Origin of the sequence: Vreelandella profundi (assembly GCF_019722725.1) — a bacterium.
In the GTDB taxonomy this organism is placed as follows: domain Bacteria; phylum Pseudomonadota; class Gammaproteobacteria; order Pseudomonadales; family Halomonadaceae; genus Vreelandella; species Vreelandella profundi.
Genome location: NZ_CP077941.1, coordinates 1,375,980 through 1,396,534, shown reverse-complemented (window position 1 = coordinate 1,396,534; position 20,555 = coordinate 1,375,980). Strand labels below are relative to the sequence as shown.

The window sequence follows — 20,555 nt, the reverse complement described above, 5'->3', positions numbered from 1 at the left end:
CTACCTTAAGGCGGCGTGCTTCAACACCGGTTGCGTTGCCCAGATAGCTTACGTGTCGTTTTGATTTGTATGGAATCGTTAGCATCTAGCCAAAAACGCAGCGCACCATCCTGCGCGGTGCTCCATAAACAGCTATTTTCGTGGCGAAAACGTCGTACCACTTGATCAGCCGGGTGCTGGAACTGATTGCTCTTTCCTGCGCTGAAAATAACGTGCTGGGGCGCAGTGTGGCGCACAAATTGAATGCCCGAGCTAGTGCGGCTGCCGTGATGCCCGGCCACCAGCACACTGACCGGCGAGCGCACGCCCTGCAACATCTCATGTAATAAGCGCCGCTCTATGTCGGCACCAACATCGCCGGTTATCAACAGCCTGTGCTCGCCTACACTGACTTCCAGTACGCAGGAGCGGTCGTTAGCAGAAAGCGTATTAGCACCGGCAGGTGGCCAGAGAATACGAAAGCCAATCCCATCGCGCTCCCATGCCTGGCCTCGCGCGCAAGCAACGCTTGGCACGGGCAGTGATTCCCCCAAAGGAGCCAGCCACTGATTGACCTGATGATCAGAGAGTAACGCCTCAACCCCTCCTGCGTGGTCGTTATCGGCGTGGCTAATAATTACTTGATCAAAACGCTGTCCCGGCGACCACAGCGTCTCTAAGGGCATAAACCCACCCCTAAACCGCGGCCCGGCATCATAGAGAAGACGATAGTGCTGACTACGCAGCTCGATCAACTGCCCCTGGCCCACATCGTGCACGCTCACTCTAATAACGCCTTGCGCAAACGGCGGCGCAAGCGACCACCAAGGCAACGCGACTATCAGCGCGGCCGAAAGCAGCCGCAGGCTAGTCAGAACACCCGGCAGCCCCCAGCACAGTGACAATAGCAGCAGTGCAAAGGCTAGCGGATACGTCAGCAGTCGGTCAGGCTCCCAAAGCGGCCATTGTTGCGACGACAGCGTCAGCAAAAGATGAAAAACGTTGAGCGCTGCCTCAAATATCCACCATGCCACATGGCCCAAGAAAGGAAATGGCGCTAGCAGCCAGCCTAATAATGCCGTAGGCACCATGATCGAGCTAACCCAGGGAACGGCAACTAAGTTTATCAGCGGAGCCATCGGGGCCACTCTGCCAAATGCCACCAGCACAGCGGCGGCCATCAGCGGCGCTAAGAGTAATTGCGTTCGGATCAGCGCCCAGCACCACCCTTTAATACCCCGAGGGCGTTGACGCCCCTGCCAAATAACGATCAACCATGCGACAGCGACAAACGACAGCCACATGCCGGGCCGCCACAACGCCAAAGGATCAAACATCAGCACTAGCGCGAGCGCCAGCCACCACGCCTGCCAAGCGCCGGGGGCATGTCGGCCGCTAAGTACCCACAGTCCAATGAGCGTCATCATCATTGCGCGCATAGCGGGCGGCGCCATTCCCGCGAGTACGGCGTATGCGACGCAGCCCGCTGCTGCTGCCCACCATGGCCAGACTCGCATGCGCCAGTTGGCGGGAGTTAATAGCCGTGCAGCGAGCTTTGATAACAGCAGTACAAACGAAGCCACTAAGCCAACGTGTAATCCCGAAATCACCACCAAGTGCGTGGTGCCGGTGGCATTAAGCAGTGACCAATCGTCTTGTGTCAGCTGCCCGCTTTCACCCAGCGTCAGCGCCGCCAACCAACGCTGGGTACGTTCGCTAAGTGCTTGTTGTGATAGAAAGCTTAGCGCTAGCTGGCGTAAGGAGACGCTAGCGGTCGATAGTTGTTCAGCCGGGGGATCCTGACGCAGATACCCCGTCGCATGAATACCCTCTCGCCAGAGCCACTGCTCAAAATTGAAGGCATGTGGATTGGCAAACCCGCTAGGAGGACGCAAACGCAGCGTCATTCGCCACTGCTCCCCGGGCTTAAATACCTCATCGCTATAGGCCGATACCCGCACTTTAGAGAGCGCTGAGCAGCTAGGACGCTGCGCTGGGCTATGGCACGCATCAATTGCTAGCAATAGTCGAGTAGCCTGAGAGGACGGTACAGAGAGCGGCTGAGCTGTTAAAACGGTTGCTTCAACAACAATATCTTCGCCGCTTAGCCCAGCCGGCAGGCGGCCAGACCACTCGCGCTGTACGCTAACAAACACCCATAGGCCGATTAAAAGCCAAATACCAAGACGCGGGCGCCACGTCATCGCGAATAACGTAGCCACCAACCCCCATCCGAGCGCGCTGGATGTCATCCCTATAAAAGTGCTATACCAAGCAAAAAATCCCCCGCTTAATGCCGCAAAAGCGGCTGGCATAGCAACACCGAACCGCATGCAGCTCTCCTTTGTGTTAGTTCATTCACTGCCCAGCATAGCTTAAGGGCGACGCTATATGGATAATAGGCGAGATCGATAGGTAAGAGTGTCCGCTATGCCGCGCCGATTCCTGCAGCGCTACATGCCCAAACCCGACACTATCAGGAAACAGCGCTCATTACGGTTCTTAGCGCCGCTGATTGCAGACCCGGGGTTGTGGCTTTTAACTCGCCGAAGCGTTGCGAATGCGTTTAGCGTGGGCGTGTTTTGCGCCATGCTACCCATCCCTTTTCAAATGGTGGTGGCAGCGCTGGGCGCTCGCTTAACGCGCTGTAACTTAGCTCTATCGATCGGCCTGGTATGGATTACCAATCCTCTAACGATGCCACTCATTTTCTACGGCAACTATCGAATTGGCACATTTATACTCGGCGCGCCGGTGCGGGAGGCTCCCTCTAAGATTTCAACGCACTGGATTGCCGAACAGATGCACGACATTATGCCGCCGCTGATGGTCGGATCATTAGTAACAGCGATTTTTTTAGCTATCGTCGCCAATATTGGTATTCGCCTGATTTGGCGCTGGCACGTTTCTTATAATTGGAAACGCCGCCGCCTAAAACGTCGGCAGCGGCGTGCGCGCATCGAAGCAGAGTTTGATGACTAAGCTGGATGACTAGCTTGATGATTTAGCCTGTTGATTAAAGGGCGGGCGCTTGCTCGATAAGTTTTCCCGCATCTAGCTTGAGTACGCGATCTTGATGAGCAGCCAAGCCAACGTCGTGGGTCACAATGACAAACGCGCAGGCGCTTTCTTTCGCCAACTCATCCATCAGTGCCAAAATAGTGGCTGCCGTGGTCTGATCCAGGTTGCCCGTCGGCTCATCCATTAAGACTAGACTTGGATCCGTCACCAGCGCACGCGCAATCGCCACGCGCTGACGCTCGCCCCCGGACAGCTCGCCAGGCCGATGATTAGCCCGCGGCGTCATGCCTACCCGCTCAAGTATTTGCATAGCGCGCTGCTCGGCCGCTTTTTTCGACTGGCCACGAATCATCAGTGGCAAAGCGGCGTTTTCAACAGCGCTGAACTCCGCCAGCAAATGATGAAATTGATACACAAAGCCAATATAGCGATTCCGAAAGTTGCCAAGCGCCGTTTCATTCAAACCGGCCAGCGGCTCTCCGCCAATAATCACGCTGCCTTCACTGGGGCGGTCAAGACCGCCCAGCAAATTCAATAGCGTTGTCTTACCTGACCCCGAACTGCCGACGATAGCCACCCGCTCTCCGGCGCGCACCTGCAAGTTGAGCTGATCCAGCACGGTGAGCTCTTGGGGCCCTTCGCTATACACCCTGCTCAGCGCCTGGCAATCGAGCATAATCGCCGCGTCTTGGCGTGTGTTCAGAGGCATCGTATTCATAGACATCCTGGCATCCTTATTGCTGCTCTCATTATTGCCGCTCTCATGACTACTCATAGCGCAATACATCGGCAGGCTGAACCCGCGCTGCGCGCCAAGCGGGATAGAGCGTTGATAGGAACGTCAGTCCAAAAGCGGCCAACACGATACGACTGACATCACTCCACTCCAGACGTGAAGGCAGGTCACTGATGAAGTAAACCCCGGCATCTAGGAACTGAATACCCAGCGTTCCTTCGACCCAGCCAATGAGGTCCGCAATCGTCAGCGCGAGCAGCACACCCACCGCAACACCAATGGCGATACCAATAATCCCGATCGCCATGCCTTGAACAATAAAAATGCCCATAATCGAGCTTGGCTTAGCACCAATAGTGCGCAGAATGGCGATATCCGCCCGCTTATCGGTGACGACCATGACCAGTGTCGAAACGATATTAAACGCTGCCACGGCAATAATAACGGTGAGCAGTAGCGCAATCATGCGCTTTTCCATTTGTATCGCTTGAAACAGATTACCTTGGGTAAATGTCCAGTCGCTGCCGCGATAGCCGGAACCAAGCTCATTGACAATAGCCTGGGTTTCGCTACTGGCCGCAAACAGATCATCTAACTCCAGGCGCAAACCGCCCACTGCATCGCCTAGCCGCGCAAGGGTTTGCATATCCTCAATATTGGCATAAGCCAAATTGGCATCAAGCTCAGCGCCGACGCTAAAAATACCGCTCACGGTAAAGCGCTTTAAGCGTGGAAAGACTCCTGCGGGTGTAATCGATGCTTCGGGCACCAAAAGCGTGACACGATCGCCCACGCCAACACCCAAACTGCGCGCCAGTGCCGAGCCCATCACCACGTGCCATTCACCGGGCACAAGGTCAGCCAGCTTACCTTCACGCATGTGATCGCTGATGATGGACACCTTATCTTCCCAATCAGGATTAATGCCATTGACCATGGCCCCCTGGTTGCGACCACCGACCGAAAACATGCCCTGCTGTTCAACATAGGGCGCTGCGCCAATAACGTGCTCACGCTGCATCAACTGCTCGGCCAACGACTGCCATTCAACTAAGCCTTCCCGGGACTCAATTTTAGCATGAGGCACCATGCCCAAAATGCGTGTCCGCAGCTCATGATCGAAGCCGTTCATCACCGACAGCACTAGGATAAGGACCGCGACGCCCAGCATTAACCCCAGCATTGAGGTCAGCGAAATAAACGAAATAAAGTGGTTTCGGCGTTTAGCGCGCACGTAGCGCAGCCCCACCAGAAAAGGCAAACGATCAAGCATGGCGTGATTCCTTATCAATAAGCCCTCATGGTACGGTTTTTTTAATGTCTCTGCATGCTCAAACAGCCATTAGAGCGGTCTACACCGTGAGCGTTCACAGCGCATGCTTGCAACTTACCTCGCCACCGCCTACATTGCGGCGATTTAGTGCTTGTCGCAGTGTAAGCCGGTGTTTTTAGAAGCGGCCTGCAATCTACTCGATACACTCTTCGAAAAGGGCATTCAAGACGTTGGCTACTATGACTTATCGCTTACTACCCGAATGGCATCCTCAGGATGGTATTCAGCTCACTTGGCCTCGTCATGACGGTGACTGGGCACCCCTACTGGCTTGCATCGAAGCGACGCTTGAACGCATTGTCGTGGCCACTGCGCGCTATCAACGCGTACTTATTTGCGTACCCAATGAGTTAACGAAAGAACGTTTAGCGGCCACGTTCGCGGCCTATCAAGTGCCGAGTGAACGACTGCTGCTGGTGGTTGCTCCCACCGATGATACCTGGGCGCGGGATCATGGGCCGATTACGGTTGTAGATGAAGATGGCCAGCGGCTAATGCTCGATTTCACCTTCACAGGCTGGGGCGGCAAATTTCCCGCCGAGCACGATAATCAGCTAACGCAGCGACTTGCCGACGCAGGCATTTGGTCATGCCCAGTAGCGTCGCGGGATTTAGTGCTGGAAGGCGGCGGCATCGAGACAGATGGCGAAGGCACCCTACTCACCACCGAAGCCTGCTTACTGAACGCTAATCGCAATCCCACGCTCTCGCGTACAGACGTAGAAGCACAGCTGGCGGCAGATTTTGGCATTGACCGCGTGCTGTGGCTGGCTAACGGCCATTTAGAAGGCGATGACACCGACAGCCATATTGATACGCTCGCTCGCTTCTGTGATCTGGCTACCATTGCCTACGTGCGTTGCGATGATCCTAATGACGCGCACTACCCGGCATTAGCGGCTATGGAGCAGGAGCTTCAACTCTTTCGGCAACGCAATGGCGAGCCCTATCGTCTTATTGCGCTGCCCTGGCCACAGGCCTGCTTCGACCCAGACGACGGCCATCGCCTACCGGCGACGTACGCTAACTTTCTGATCATCAATCAAGCCGTACTGGTACCCACCTATGGTGATCCAGCCGACGTCGCAGCCCTTCAGGCGCTAGCGCTCGCTTTTCCTGAGCACACGCTTATCCCGATTGAGTGCAATAGCGTTATTCGCCAACACGGCAGCCTACACTGCTTAACCATGCAGCTACCCCAAGGCACGCTGGCCGCGCTCACTACTTGATATAGGAGTCATCATGTCGACTACGCTAACCGTGGGGGTTGTTCAGCAGCCCGCTTGGCCAGATAAAGCCCAAAGCCTTGCCGTGAGCGAACAAGGTATTCGCGATGCCGTTCGCCAAGGTGCTCAACTGGTGTTGCTCCAAGAGCTACATGCCACCCATTATTTCTGCCAGTTTGAGGATCCCGCGCTGTTCGACTTGGCTGAACCGCTTGATGGACCAACGGGACAGCGTCTGGCAGCGCTCGCCCAGGAGCTTGATATTGTGCTGGTCGGCTCGCTATTTGAACGTCGCGCGCCGGGCTTATATCACAATACGGCAGTGGTATATGACCGGGCTAAAGGCCGCGTAGGTCAGTACCGCAAAATGCATATACCCGATGATCCAGGCTTTTATGAGAAGTTTTATTTCACCCCAGGCGATTACGACAGCGCACGCGGTGAAGGATTTACCCCGATTGACACTTCACTAGGGCGCTTGGGCGTGTTGGTCTGCTGGGACCAGTGGTATCCAGAAGCCGCGCGACTGATGGCTCTCGCGGGCGCGGATTTATTGCTTTATCCGACGGCGATTGGCTGGGACCCAAGCGATGACGAAGCCGAACACGTTCGCCAGAAAGATGCCTGGACGATCATCCAGCGTGCTCACGGCGTGGCGAATGGTCTGCCCGTAATAGTAGCCAACCGGGTAGGGTTTGAAGCAGACCACTCAGGCGTAGGTGGCGGCATTCAGTTCTGGGGCGGCAGCTTTATATGCGGACCCCAGGGGGAGTTATTAGCACATGCAGGAGAAGACGCGGAGCAGCTAGTGGTGACGCTGGACATGGCGCGCAGTGAAAACACGCGACGCATATGGCCCTACCTGCGAGATCGTCGCGTGGATGCCTACGCAGATATAACCCGCCGCTATCGTGACTAGGGAAAGCCGAAAATTCTGCTCAAGTTAAATGCGCCATAAGCTTCATAAGCACAATAGATTTCATAAGTACAATAGGTTTCATGAGCATACAAAAACGCCTGCCTAAGTGACGACTGGGGCAGGCGTTTTTCATTCCACACTAGTGATTAGCTAGCGCGGTAGACTACTTCCAGAAATCGCGAATCGACGCGATACCTTGAGCACCTACGGCGCGGGCATGGTTAGCGTCAAAACGCGTCATGCCTCCCAATGCAAAAACGGGCATACCGGCACGCTCAACCAATTGCTGAAAATCATGCCATCCAAGCGGTGAAACCTCAGGGTGCGAGGGCGTGGTACGTAACGGCGAAAGGCTGACAAAGTCGCAGCCTAACACCGCCGCTTTTTTCAGCTGTGTTTGGTTATGTGTAGACGCTGATAGCCATTTGTTTTCCGCAATGGGGCGACGCTCAAGCTGCATCAAACGTTCGCTGGTCAGATGAATACCGTCGGCATCAACCTGCTCTAGCAGCGCGGGTTCACCATTGAGTAGTAGCCGCGCGCCGTGCTCACGACACATTTGCAAGGCTCGCTGCGCACGCGCAACGTAGGCCGCGTCGTCCAGCTGCTTTGCACGCAGCTGAACTAAGCGAATCTGGTCTTCGCGTAATGCACGCTCTAAAAATGCATCAAACCGCGCATCGTCAGCCTCTTCCCCGGTGATCAGGTACTCGGTTGGCAGTCTGACTGCACGCAAGATAGGTAAATTAGCGGCGGGGAAGGGATAGTTTGAAAGCTCACCCATAGGCACCCAGCGAACCGCCTGCCCTTCACGGCCAAATGGCTCGCCAGCAAACTCATGCACCTGCCATACATCCAGCAAAATATGCTTGTCAGGATACTCATGATGCACGCGAATCAACGGCTGGGCGCACACAATTTCAATCCCCAGCTCTTCGTGCAACTCACGCTTTAGACCCTCAAGGCCAGTCTCGTAAGGCGCAAGCTTGCCTCCCGGAAATTCCCACAGCCCGCCATGGTCAACGTTTGACGGCCGACGAGCGATCAATACTTGCTTCCGATCGGCGCTCACAATTGCAGCCGCCGCGACGTGAACCCGCCGTTTCACCTTTACACTCATTGCGTCTTTATCCACTGTCTGCGCAGCGACGCTACTGCCGTCGCTACTATCTCACTGCGTTTGCCTTTACCCCCGCCATCGCGTCAGCGTTGGAGGTAATTCGTTAGCTACGGTAGTCCGCGTTGATAGACACATAGTCATGGGAGAGATCAGACGTCCACACCGTGGCACTTTCATCACCGCGACCCAAATTAATGCGAATGGCAATCTCAGCCTGCGCCATCACTGCGCTTCCCGCGGCTTCGGTGTAGCTGGCTGCTCGTCCGCCATTTTCGACTAAACGAACGTCGCCTAAATCAATCACCACACGATTAACATCAAAATCGCTGACAGGCGCCCTACCCACTGCCGCTAAAATACGCCCCCAGTTAGCATCCGAGGCATACAGCGCGGTTTTCACCAGCGGCGAATGCGCCACGGTAAAAGCCACATCAAGCGACTCTTCGCGGCTTTTCGCTCCATCAACGTGAAGCGTCACAAATTTTGTAGACCCTTCTGCGTCGCGAATAATCGCTTGGGCAAGTTCGGTCATCACCCCCTGCAACGCATCGTGGAATGCCGACACGTCACCCTCATCGACAATGCTAGGCCCCGTGCCGGTGGCCGCAAGCATGCAGGCATCATTGGTCGAAGTATCGCTATCCACGGTGATGCAATTAAACGAGCGATCTACCGTTTCGCGCAGCAGGCGATCTAACAACGGCGTCTCGATGGTAGCGTCAGTCACCACAAACCCCAACATGGTCGCCATGTTGGGCTTGATCATGCCCGACCCTTTGGTAATGCCGTTAATCGTCACCTGCTGGCCATTAATCTCCAGCGTCGCAGTCGCGCCTTTTGGCCTGGTATCGGTCGTTAAAATACCCTGGCCCGCATGTTGCCAGGCGACACCGTCACTGGACAGGCTTTCAAGGGCGGGGGCGAAGCCCGCCAACAGACGATCCATCGGCAGCGGCTCACCAATCACACCGGTTGAAAACGGCAAGATGTCCTGCGCAGAAACCCCTAACTGCTCAGCAAGCGCTGCACAGCTGTCATGGGCATCGCGCATGCCGGTTTCACCGGTGCCGGCATTGGCATTACCGGTATTAATCAGCCAAAAACGTGGTGATCGGCCCTGAGCACGGCAGTGCTCAAGGTGCTGCTTCGCCACTACCACAGGCGCCGCACAAAAGGCATTGCGGGTAAAGACACCGGATACCGTTGCTGACTCAGGTAGCTCAATAACTACCAAATCACGCCGACCCGGCTTTTTAATACCCGCCATTGCCGTTCCCAGGCGCACCCCGTTAAGGGGCAGCATCTCTGGAAAAGGAACATTTCCAACTGCCATGATTCTCTCCTTTAGGCAGGCCCATATTGAGACGCTTTCGACGTTAGCTCAGCTTGCCGCAGCACTGTTTATACTTCTTACCCGAGCCACAAAAACACGGGTCATTGCGGCCTACTTTAGGCCCTTCGCGACGCACGGGGCGTCCGTCAACGACTGGCTCATCTTGCGCGTTTTCCGGCTGCTCGTCGGCAGGGTCATCATGCCGGCTTGCAGCAGTAGTCGCTTCGCGCTCTGACGTTTCACGCCTGCTACGCTCAAGGGCATCAACCTCTTCAGGTTGACGTACCTGAACGTGGCTAAGAATACGCGTTACGTCGGCTTTAATATGAGTCAGCAGGTGCTGGAATAGCTCGAACGATTCGCGCTTATACTCCTGCTTGGGATTCTTCTGAGCATAGCCGCGCAGGTGAATACCGCGACGCAGGTGGTCCATTGACTGCAGGTGCTCTTTCCAGCGAGTGTCTAGCACTTGCAGCATGACCTGCTTCTCAAAACGCCGAATGAGCTTCTCACCCGCCGCATCAATTTTGGCGGCATAGGCTTCACGGTGCATCGTTTGCAGTCGCTCGCGCAGCTGCTCTTCGCTGAAGCGCTCATCTTCTGCGGCCCATTTTACGACGGGCACATCAAGATTAAATTCCGTCTTGAGATGCGCTTCTAAACCAGGCAAATCCCACTGCTCAGACAGGCTCTGGGGAGGCACATAGTCGCTTATCGCCTCTTCCATTACCTCTTCACGGATGCCAATAACGGCGTCAGCGACGTTGTCGGCAGCCAGAATGTCATTACGCTGTTCATAGATAACACGACGCTGATCGTTGGCAACGTCATCGTATTCCAACAGCTGCTTACGAATATCGAAGTTGCGGCCTTCGACTTTCTTTTGCGCACGCTCAACGGCGTTGGACACCATTTTATGCTCAATCGCTTCACCGCGCTCAAGACCTAATGCCTGCATCAAGCGCTTGACACGATCAGAGCCGAACAGACGCATCAAGCTATCTTCGAGCGACAGGAAGAAACGCGTTGAACCAGGGTCGCCTTGACGCCCAGCACGTCCGCGCAGCTGATTATCGATACGCCGTGACTCATGGCGCTCAGAGCCCACTACGTGCAAACCGCCTGCAGCTAACACGCCATCATGACGCGCCTGCCACTCGGCCTTCAGTTCATCAATTTGCGCTTGGCTAGGGTTGTGCAGTTTGGCAGCTTCGGCCTCCCAGTTACCCCCCAGCATGATGTCGGTACCACGACCCGCCATGTTGGTGGCAATCGTAATCGCGCCTGGGCGGCCTGCCTGGGCAATGATTTCGGCTTCACTTTGGTGCTGCTTAGCATTAAGGACGTTAAAGGTGAGTCCTGCTTCGCTCATCAGAGTGGCAAGATATTCCGATGTTTCAATGGAAGCGGTACCGACCAAGACAGGGCGCCCAGCTTCCGTCTCCGTTCTTACGTCTTTGATGATCGCTTCATATTTTTCTTCAGCGCTCAAATAAACCAGGTCGTTCAGGTCTTTACGTGCCAAGGCCCGATTGGTCGGGATAACGATAACGTCTAGGCCATAAATCTGGCGGAACTCAAACGCTTCAGTATCGGCAGTACCCGTCATCCCGGCTAACTTCTCATACAGCCGGAAGTAATTCTGGAAGGTGGTCGATGCCAGCGTTTGGCTTTCACGCTGTACGGTGACGCCTTCTTTAGCCTCAACGGCTTGATGCAGGCCTTCTGACCAGCGGCGACCAGGCATTGAGCGGCCGGTGTGCTCATCAACAATCACCACCTGACCTTCCGACACAATGTAGTCAACGTCGCGGTTATACAGGTAGCGAGCGCGCAGCGCTGAATGCATATGCTGAAGCAAATTAAGGTTTTGTGCGGCGTAAAGAGATTCTTCGGCGCCGAGCAGGTTTTCAGCTCGCATGAGCTCTTCAACCTTGTTGTGCCCCTGCTCGGTCAACTCGACTTGTTTTTGCTTTTCATCAACAACAAAGTCACCGGTTACCGGGGCATCTTCATCTTCAGATGCTTCACCTTGCTCAAGCTGCTGGGCAAGTACGTTAACCACATTATAGAGATCGGTATTTTCATCGACCGCCCCAGAGATAATCAGCGGCGTACGCGCCTCATCGATAAGAATCGAGTCAACCTCATCGACAATCGCGAAATGCAGGCCACGCTGCACCTTATCTTCCAGCGAGAATGCCATGTTATCGCGCAGATAATCGAAGCCAAACTCGTTGTTGGTGCCGTAGGTTATATCGCACTGATAAGCATGACGCTTCTCTTCACCGGTCTGGCCAGAGAAAATAACGCCTATGGTCAGGCCTAGAAACTCATAAAGCGGGCGCATCCACTCAGCATCACGACGCGCCAAGTAATCGTTCACTGTAACGACATGCACACCTTTACTGGTCAGCGCATTTAGATAAACCGATAACGTGGCAACGAGCGTTTTACCCTCGCCCGTTTTCATTTCAGCAATACGGCCACGGTGCAGCGTCATCCCGCCGACCATCTGGACGTCGAAGTGACGCATCCCCATAACGCGCTTACTGGCTTCGCGAACGATAGCAAAGGCTGGCGCTAACAGGCTATCTAACGGCTCGCCCGCATCCAGACGTTGACGAAGCTCGGCAGTTTTGCCCTGTAAGTCAGCATCGCTAAGTGCCTCAAACTCTGCTTCAAGAGCGTTAATCTGCGGCACATTTTTATGCATGCGTTTTACTTCGCGATCATTCTTAGACCCAACGACTTTTCGTAACAAATTATTAAGCATGAAATATCCAGATATTCACGAGCGCCCCTCGGGAGCTGCCCTTTTTTTCTGCAAGCTCTTTTTCTTCAAGAGCAGGGACAAAGTAGCTGTATTAACAAATGCCTCGATAGGAAGGCGGGCCGCGCTGGGTCAAGACATCGCGCGCCGCGACGAGGGCTATTAGCGGGGGAAGCCAGTTAAATCGCGCCCGTATCGGCGTAACACTACGGCGATGCTGAGACCAGCGGCGCAGCGCTCGGCGCCTTTTGGCAACCCAGTGCGACTGGGCGCGTAAAATAGCGGGCACCCAAAAGCAGATAGCAACGTTGCGCTCACCGCCGCGAAAAGCATCTGCGGGGCTTAAACTCGCAGGCAGAAGGCAACTTACTAGCAAACCAGCCAGCCACCAACGTGCTATACCGTAGCGGCGTTGGCGCCGCGGCAAAGCAGTTTGTACTTCAAGCGTGGGCGACATGCTGTAGACCGGCTCCTGAGCGTGGTAGGCTCTGCAAATGGGTAATCGGCTTGAATCCGCCGATGTGACGATTTAGGGGTACCTAGGAATTAAGTGTATGAGTATAAAGGTTAAGCGTTCTCACGCACAGCCCATCGCCCGTCTGCTGTCAAAGTCCGGCGATATTAGCCAGTTAATGCGCCTATCTCGCTTAATCGATCAGGCGCAGCGCCACCTACGCGCGCATTTACCCGAAGAAATGCGCGAACATATATTCGTGGGTGGCTTTCGCGATGGACGTCTAACCGTTATTAGCGGCCAAGCTAGCTGGCTGACGTGGCTGCGCTTCGAACAGCGCCGCCTGCTAGAACTGCTTCACCAGCTGCCTGGCTTTGAAGGCGTGAATGGCTTCACGTTTAAAGTTCGCCCAGTACGCCCCATTGTGGCCCCTGCCCGCAATACCCGTATCCTGTCATTAGATGCTGGCAAAACATTGGCTGAGTGCGCCGAAGACACCACCAACCCAGCACTCAAGCGGGCACTTGAAAGGCTTGCTTCGCACGCCCGCCCACCGACCAAGTAACCGCCCTTTCGAACGAAAATTTACTTTTCTAAGCAATCCTGAAATGCATAAAGCACCACATAAGTGGTGCTTTATAAAGTTAACAGCTAACGATTCAACAGTTGATAACTGCCTTACGCCATAGCAGGGGCTGCATAAGAGATCGGGGCAATCGCCTTCTCTTCTTCAAAGGTAATAATTTCGTAGGCATCTGGCTGCGCCATTAGCTCACGACACAGCTGGTTATTAAGCGCGTGACCTGATTTTACGCCTCGGAACTCACCAATCAGGCTATAGCCCAGCTGATATAAATCACCGATTGCGTCTAAAACCTTATGCTTAACAAACTCGTCTTCGTAACGCAGGCCACCTTCATTAACAATGCGATAATCGTCTACCACGATCGCATTATCTAGGCTGCCGCCTAGCGCAAGGTTATTAGAGCGCAAAAACTCTAAATCGCGCATAAAACCAAAGGTACGTGCACGCGATACTTCTTTAACGAAAGAAGTGGTTGAAAAATCAATCAGCGCCGTCTGCTTTTGCTGCTCAAAGACGGGGTGATCAAAGTCAATCGCAAACGACACCTTAAACCCTTGATGGGGCAGAAAAACGGCTTCTTTGTCGCCATCGGTGACGGCAACGCGACGCTTGATACGGATAAATTTCTTAGGGGCGTCCTGCTCTAAAATACCCGCTGACTGAATCAAAAATACGAACGGGCTAGCGCTGCCATCCATAATAGGCACTTCAGGCTCGCTAACATCAACGTAAGCATTATCAATACCGAGCCCTGCAAAGGCAGACATTAGATGCTCAACCGTGGCTACTTTAACCCCGTTATACGAAAGCGCCGTGCATAGCCGAGTATCTTCTACCAACTCAGCTTTTGCGGGCACGTCCACAGCGGGTTCCAGATCGGTTCTAACAAACACAATCCCTGTATTGGCTGGCGCCGGACGCAAAGCCAGATGGACTTTCTTGCCAGAATGCAGGCCCACTCCGGTAGCGCGAATGACGTTTTGAAGGGTGCGTTGTCTGATCATGGATAGTAGTCGTACTCTTATGTCGGTGATTACCGCAGGAAAAAAGTTATCAAACAGTGTTCACTTTAACAGTAAGCGAGCGTTTTAGCCAATAAAACGCTTGCTCACTGTTAACACCTGCCTGATAAAGAGGATCAATCCGCCTGGCGGCGTAGAAACGCAGGGATGTCCAGATAGTCATCGGCTTCAGTTGACCGACGCTTTTCAGAACGGGGTTTAGCGTTGGCCTCCGGCGCTTCAGAGCGTGCCGTCGCCTGCTGACGCATCACTGTTGGCTGTTGCAGCTTACGATAGTCAGATGAAGATTCTGCAGCCGAACGACGTGCCGGTTCACGCGCAGCCGTTTTAGCTTTGTGATTGCCATCTAAGCCTGCAGCCACAACGGTGACACGCAGTTCATCGGACATTTCCATATCAATAGAGGTGCCCACAACAATGGTAGCGTCTGGAGAAGCAAATTCTTGCACCGTCGCGCCCACATCATTGAACTCACCAATCGACAGATCAGGACCCGCAGTGATGTTAACCAGAATGCCGCGCGCGCCATGAAGATCGATATCTTCCAATAGCGGGCTACGGATAGCTTTTTCAGCCGCTTCACGAGCACGGTTTTCACCCGTCGCGCCGCCGGTACCCATCATCGCCATGCCCATTTCGGACATAACCGTACGCACATCTGCAAAGTCGACGTTGATAATACCTGGGCTAGTGATCAGCTCGGCAATGCCCTGAACCGCTCCCAGCAGCACATCGTTAGCAGCGCTAAACGCTGTCAACAGCGTGGCATTTTTACCCAGCACTGAAAGCAGCTTTTCGTTAGGGATCGTAATCAACGAGTCAACGTGCTGTGAGAGTTCTTTCATACCCTCTTCAGCTGCACGCATACGCTTCGGCCCTTCAAAGGGGAAGGGGCGCGTTACTACCGCAACGGTGAGTATTCCCAGCTCTTTGGCGACCTGTGCAACTACCGGCGCACCGCCAGTGCCGGTACCACCGCCCATACCGGCGGTGATAAACACCATGTCAGCGCCTACTAGCAATTCAGCAATGCGCTCACGGTCTTCCATGGCCGCCTGCCGGCCCACTTCAGGATTGGCACCTGCACCCAATCCTTTAGTGATCTCACTGCCTAGCTGCAATACCGTTTTAGCCGACACGCGCTTTAATGCCTGCGCGTCAGTATTGGCGCAAATAAATTCTACGCCTTCAATATTGCTTTCGACCATGTGGTTAACAGCATTGCCGCCACCGCCGCCAACACCCACCACTTTGATGACCGCACTGCTCGAGGGTGCGTTATCTACCAATTCGAACATAAGCCCCGTCTCCTGAACCGCGCTTGCGGCCCTGTCAGAAATTTCCTTTGAACCAGCCTTTAAATCTTGCCAGCGTCGAATGGTCTTCCTTGATATCACGCCGGGCAAGTTCGTTGCGGCCTTTATGAGCTGCAACAACTCCCCCGTGGCTTTTCAAGCCTTGCCCATGACGCGTTTCCTGCAAGGCATAGTGCAGCAAGCCAACACCCGTAGCATAAATCGGGTTACGGACGACATCCGCCAAACCTTTTACATTTTGAGGGCAAGCGATACGAACAGGCATATGGAAAATCTCTTCCGCCAATTCGCTAACGCCTTCCATGCGTGAAGTACCGCCGGTAAGCACTATCCCTGCAGCGACCATATCCTCATAGCCACTGCGACGTAATTCATCTCGTATTAGCGTAAACAGCTCTTCGTAACGTGGCTCTACCACTTCAGCCAGCGCCTGACGTGATAAATCACGAGCAGCGCGATCGCCAACGCTAGGAACTTTAATCATTTCATCACTTGCCGCTAAATGAGTAAGCGCACAAGCGTATTTAACTTTGATTTCTTCTGCATGCTGCGTGGGCGTACGCAACGCCATTGCAATATCGTTGGTGACCTGGTCGCCAGCAATAGGAATAACCGCTGTGTGACGTATAGCACCTTCGGTAAAGATAGCCATATCGGTAGTGCCGCCGCCGATGTCTACCATGCATACGCCTAGCTCGCGCTCATCTTCTGTGAGCACGGCCATGCTTGAGGCAAGCTGCTCTAAAATGATGGCGTCAACTTCCAAGCCACACCGCCGCACACATTTTTCAATATTCTGCACCGCGTTTAATGCCGCGGTAACCAAATGTACCTGCGCTTCTAAACGTACGCCTGACATCCCCAATGGCTCACGAATGCCGCCTTGGGTGTCAATCGAAAATTCTTGAGGCAAGACATGAAGGACACGCTGCCCTTCTGAAATAGCACGAGCACGAGCCGAATCAATAACACGCTCAATATCTGAAGGGGTTACTTCACGCTCTTTAATAGCTACGACGCCATCAGAGTTCATTGAGCTAATATGGCTGCCCGCGACGCCAACATATACCGAGTGAATATCACAGCCAGCCATTAACTCAGCTTCTTCTACTGCCCGCTGAATAGACTGTACGGTGGATTCAATATTGATCACCACGCCGCGTTTCATGCCACGCGAAGGATGCGAGCCAATACCGGCAATTTCAATTCCGCCGTCATCGGTAGGTTGACCGACTATCGCGACGACCTTGGACGTTCCAATGTCCAGCCCGACCACCATATTGGATGCGTTGGGTGAGCCTGCCATGAGTCGGTGAATCTCCTTGCGTCATGTTTAAAAGTAAATATAAATAGGGAGGCGCTTAATCCAACGTTAAACATTGAAGGCGTACAACCCGAAATAATCAGTGATGTTTCTCAACTCTTGCTAAGTACAAATAGTCGAATTAAAAAACTATTTAACCAGCGCGTGGCCCATAGTATAGAAACAATAGTAGCAATACGACTAGTACAAACACACAATAATAGGCTTTGAAAGCAAAATGAAGCCTAATATCGACTTTTCAGCGATGGCAACCACTTACTTTTACACCTTATTTGCACTAAGTAGTAGCACTGTTACTCATCTGGCTCCTCAAATTCACTTTCTCCATGCCACGCAACGGCAACGCCATTAGGGTAGCGAAGATCAATATATCGAATCTTGTCACCAAGAGAATATAGCTCTCGTTGCCATGACGCAGACAATCTAGCTAAGCGGACTTCGTGCTGCCGACGCCCCAACATTACCCAAGCTCCGTCATTTAACTGAAGTCGCCAAGCCCCCCTTGGTTCTAAACGCAGCTGCGTAAGATCAAGCGATAGCTGTGCAAAGTGAGACTTTAATCGCTGGTAATAACGCAATACTTCTTCACTGCTACCGTTAGGACCCGCTAAATCAGGCAGCCCCGACGGCGGAGAAAGCGGGGCAAAGGCAAAAGCCTCGCCCTCGGGATTAACTAAAAAATCATCGTTCCAACGTGCAACGGGCTGTTGCTCAACCAGCTCAAACACTAAGGCATTGGGCCATTCACGGGAAATACGTACTTCGTTCAACCAGCCGATATTAAGCGCTTGATCGCGAAGCTCACCCAGGTCTGCCGATAGCCAGGTGGCGTTCACGACCAGCGGAGCAAGCTGGGTGCGCAAATAATCGGCGCTCACGTACTCCCATTCGCCGCGAATAGATACCCGCTCAATGGGGCGATCTAGCCACAGCCAAAGCGCACGCCCGCCGGCTCCCATGAGCAAAGCGAGCAGGACAATCCCGAGCCAAGCATTACGCCTTTTCATAAGGCACTCTTCATGATGTGAACTGTTCGCTTGCGGTATCAAGTATTTTTAACACTAGATCATCAAACTCAATTCCGGCGTAAGCGGCCGCCTGAGGAACCAGGCTATGATCGGTCATACCCGGCACGGTATTGACTTCCAGTAGCCAAAAGCGCCCTTCGCCGTCGCGCATAACGTCAACACGCCCCCAGCCTTCACAGCCAATAGCGGCAAACGCCTGCTGGCAGAGCACGGCAAGTGATTTCTCTTGCTCAACAGACAAACCACAGGGCAGATGATACTGCGTCGTATTGGCGATATATTTGGCTTCGTAGTCGTAAAATCCACCCGGCACCTCAACGCGAATCGCCGGCAGCACCTGATCGCCCAGCAGCGCGACGGTGTACTCATCCCCAACGACAAAACGCTCCGCCATGACGCGCGCATCGAACTGCGCGGCTTCGTGGTAGGCCGCCTCCAGCGCTGCCTGACTTTTCACAATGCTAATACCCAGCGTTGAGCCTTCATGCACCGGCTTCACAATCAGCGGCAAACCAAGCTCAGCTACCACGGCAGACCAGTCAGAGTTTGCATCCAGCATAATGCTTTCAGGTGTTGGCAGACCCACCGCGCGCCATACTTGCTTAGTGCGCTGCTTATCCATACCCAGCGCAGAGGCAAGAACACCACTGCCCGTATATGGGATATTGAGCAACTCCAACGCGCCCTGTAGCGTTCCGTCTTCTCCACCGCGTCCGTGCAGAGCGACAAACACCACGGAAGGCGCCAGCTGTTCCAAGCCGACTAAGCCTTTATCGCGAAGATCATAGCCACATACCGCCACGCCTTTACGCTTGAGCGCCGCCAGAATCGCGGTGCCGCTTTTGAGCGATACCTCACGCTCAGCAGAGGTGCCGCCGTAAACCACAACGACGTTTTCAGATGATTGTGTATTGGTCACATCAACGCTCACAGTTCTACCTCATTCATCACTAGCTGCGCCTGCGCCAGGCGAAGAGAAATTCCGCCCACATCGCCGGCCCCCTGAGTAATCAAAATATCACCGGGGCGTAGCACGTTGGTGAGCAGCATCGGCAGCTCATGCTTATGCTCTACAAATAGCGGGTCTACTTCGCCACGTTGGCGAATAGACCCTGCCAGCGTTCGCCCTTCTGCACCGGGAATTACAGCTTCACCAGCACTATAAACATCAAGCAACACCAGCGTATCGACCTGGGAAAGTACCCGCACAAAATCTTCGTACAAATCACGGGTCCGGCTATAGCGATGGGGCTGATAGAGCATTACCAAGCGGCGCTCGGGCCAGCCAGCGCGAATGGCCTGAATCACCATATCGACTTCACGCGGATGATGACCGTAGTCATCTACCAGCATGATGTCGCCACCGCCTTTTGGCGCAGGAAAATGGCCATGCACTTGGAAGCGACGCCCTACCCCAGCAAAACCGGCTAAACCGCTTAAGATCGCGGCATCGCTGACGCCTGCATCGGTGGCCACGACAATCGCCGCCATGGCATTCAGTGCATTGTGACGCCCAGGCATCGCCAAACGTACCGTTAACGGCGCAACGTCTCCCGGACGCAGCGCAGTAAACGTGACCTCACCACCGCACTGAGAAAAATCCACAATGCGGTAGTCGGCATCGCTGTCAAACCCATAGGTCACGAACTGGCGCTTCACTTGTTCACAAAGGCCGCGAATGTGCGGGTCATCAATGCAAAGCACAGCCAATCCATAAAACGGTAGGTTGTGCAGAAACTCGATAAAGGTGCTCTTCAGCCGTTCGAAGTCTCCGCCATACGTCGCCATATGATCAGCATCGATATTGGTAACAATGGATACCATCGGCTGGAGATGTAAAAACGAGGCATCTGACTCATCTGCTTCAGCAACCAAGTAATCACCGGCGCCCAAGCGTGCGTTAGCACCGGCGCTGGTGAGCTTGCCACCAATCACAAACGTAGGGTCGAGCCCACCTTCGGCGAGCAGCGTCGCCGTTAAGCTGGTCGTCGTCGTTTTTCCATGAGTACCGGCAACGGCAATGCCATGTCGAAAACGCATCAGCTCCGCCAGCATTTCTGCCCGGCGCACGACCGGCACGCGGTGCTCGTGGGCCCAGCGAATTTCCGGGTTTGTATCATCAATGGCGCTTGATACGACCACCACGTCCGCTCCATCAACATGGGCTTCAGCATGGCCAATCTCGACACATACACCGCACTGACGTAGGCGCTCTACCGCGGAAGATGCGCTCATGTCACTGCCGCTAACGGTGTAACCCTGATTGGCGAGTACCTCTGCGATACCGCACATGCCGACACCGCCGATGCCCACGAAATGAATACGCCGGATGCGGCGCATTCCCGGAGCGGTTGTACAACCACGTTGGGGCGTCATGGACTTGAT

At 54.1% G+C, this 20,555-nt stretch carries 17 protein-coding genes; 4 read left to right on the top strand and 13 right to left on the bottom strand.

What is annotated here, in order from left to right; all coding sequences use genetic code 11:
• Positions 1-20: 20 nt before the first annotated feature.
• Positions 21-2,312, bottom strand: a complete 2,292-nt coding sequence (locus KUO20_RS06430) for a DNA internalization-related competence protein ComEC/Rec2 (protein WP_235042047.1) — start codon at positions 2,310-2,312, stop codon at positions 21-23.
• Between the two features lie 97 nt (positions 2,313-2,409).
• On the opposite strand from KUO20_RS06430, the gene KUO20_RS06425 reads away from it, so the two are divergent.
• Positions 2,410-2,961: a DUF2062 domain-containing protein gene (locus KUO20_RS06425; RefSeq protein ID WP_235042046.1), complete on the top strand. Its 552-nt coding sequence runs from the start codon at positions 2,410-2,412 to the stop codon at positions 2,959-2,961.
• A gap of 34 nt (positions 2,962-2,995) precedes the next feature.
• Here KUO20_RS06425 and KUO20_RS06420 read toward each other — a convergent pair whose 3' ends face one another.
• Positions 2,996-3,724 carry an ABC transporter ATP-binding protein gene (locus KUO20_RS06420; RefSeq protein ID WP_235042045.1) on the bottom strand — a complete coding sequence of 243 codons (729 nt, stop codon included), beginning with the start codon at positions 3,722-3,724 and terminating at the stop codon, positions 2,996-2,998.
• 43 nt (positions 3,725-3,767) lie between these two features.
• Entirely contained in the window at positions 3,768-5,009 is a 1,242-nt protein-coding gene (locus KUO20_RS06415) for a lipoprotein-releasing ABC transporter permease subunit (RefSeq protein ID WP_235042044.1), read from the bottom strand.
• Between the two features lie 239 nt (positions 5,010-5,248).
• On the opposite strand from KUO20_RS06415, the gene KUO20_RS06410 reads away from it, so the two are divergent.
• Complete coding sequence (locus tag KUO20_RS06410) at positions 5,249-6,298, top strand: agmatine deiminase family protein (protein ID WP_235042043.1); 1,050 nt, start codon at positions 5,249-5,251, stop codon at positions 6,296-6,298.
• Positions 6,299-6,311: 13 nt separating this feature from the next.
• Positions 6,312-7,214 (top strand): carbon-nitrogen hydrolase, encoded by a 903-nt coding sequence (locus KUO20_RS06405; protein WP_235042042.1) that lies wholly within the window; start codon positions 6,312-6,314, stop codon positions 7,212-7,214.
• Positions 7,215-7,377: 163 nt separating this feature from the next.
• Here KUO20_RS06405 and KUO20_RS06400 read toward each other — a convergent pair whose 3' ends face one another.
• The 4 genes from KUO20_RS06400 to KUO20_RS06385 form a co-directional block, all read right to left on the bottom strand.
• On the bottom strand, positions 7,378-8,334 hold the full coding sequence (locus tag KUO20_RS06400) for a Nudix family hydrolase (protein ID WP_235042041.1): 957 nt from the start codon (positions 8,332-8,334) through the stop codon (positions 7,378-7,380).
• Between the two features lie 103 nt (positions 8,335-8,437).
• Positions 8,438-9,667 (bottom strand): bifunctional glutamate N-acetyltransferase/amino-acid acetyltransferase ArgJ, encoded by a 1,230-nt coding sequence (argJ, locus tag KUO20_RS06395; RefSeq protein WP_235042040.1) that lies wholly within the window; start codon positions 9,665-9,667, stop codon positions 8,438-8,440.
• Between the two features lie 43 nt (positions 9,668-9,710).
• A complete protein-coding gene (gene secA, locus KUO20_RS06390; RefSeq protein WP_235042039.1) occupies positions 9,711-12,443 on the bottom strand; it encodes a preprotein translocase subunit SecA in 2,733 nt (910 codons plus the stop codon).
• Positions 12,444-12,534: 91 nt separating this feature from the next.
• A complete protein-coding gene (locus tag KUO20_RS06385; RefSeq protein WP_235042038.1) occupies positions 12,535-12,897 on the bottom strand; it encodes a hypothetical protein in 363 nt (120 codons plus the stop codon).
• Between the two features lie 97 nt (positions 12,898-12,994).
• Between KUO20_RS06385 and KUO20_RS06380 the strand changes: the two genes are divergently transcribed.
• Positions 12,995-13,459 (top strand): DUF721 domain-containing protein, encoded by a 465-nt coding sequence (locus KUO20_RS06380; protein ID WP_235042037.1) that lies wholly within the window; start codon positions 12,995-12,997, stop codon positions 13,457-13,459.
• A 113-nt stretch (positions 13,460-13,572) separates the two neighbouring features.
• Here KUO20_RS06380 and lpxC read toward each other — a convergent pair whose 3' ends face one another.
• From lpxC to murC, 6 genes are all read right to left on the bottom strand, one after another.
• Positions 13,573-14,484 carry a UDP-3-O-acyl-N-acetylglucosamine deacetylase gene (gene lpxC, locus KUO20_RS06375; protein ID WP_235042036.1) on the bottom strand — a complete coding sequence of 304 codons (912 nt, stop codon included), beginning with the start codon at positions 14,482-14,484 and terminating at the stop codon, positions 13,573-13,575.
• 134 nt (positions 14,485-14,618) lie between these two features.
• Positions 14,619-15,800, bottom strand: coding sequence for a cell division protein FtsZ (gene ftsZ, locus KUO20_RS06370; protein WP_096280659.1), 1,182 nt, complete (start codon positions 15,798-15,800; stop codon positions 14,619-14,621).
• A 34-nt stretch (positions 15,801-15,834) separates the two neighbouring features.
• Positions 15,835-17,124: a cell division protein FtsA gene (ftsA, locus tag KUO20_RS06365; RefSeq protein ID WP_235042035.1), complete on the bottom strand. Its 1,290-nt coding sequence runs from the start codon at positions 17,122-17,124 to the stop codon at positions 15,835-15,837.
• A 311-nt stretch (positions 17,125-17,435) separates the two neighbouring features.
• Positions 17,436-18,149 (bottom strand): cell division protein FtsQ/DivIB, encoded by a 714-nt coding sequence (locus tag KUO20_RS06360; RefSeq protein ID WP_235042034.1) that lies wholly within the window; start codon positions 18,147-18,149, stop codon positions 17,436-17,438.
• Between the two features lie 10 nt (positions 18,150-18,159).
• Positions 18,160-19,101 (bottom strand): D-alanine--D-alanine ligase, encoded by a 942-nt coding sequence (locus tag KUO20_RS06355; protein ID WP_235042033.1) that lies wholly within the window; start codon positions 19,099-19,101, stop codon positions 18,160-18,162.
• A complete protein-coding gene (murC, locus tag KUO20_RS06350; RefSeq protein WP_235042433.1) occupies positions 19,098-20,546 on the bottom strand; it encodes a UDP-N-acetylmuramate--L-alanine ligase in 1,449 nt (482 codons plus the stop codon). Before murC ends, KUO20_RS06355 begins: the two co-directional genes overlap by 4 nt.
• Positions 20,547-20,555: the final 9 nt, after the last annotated feature.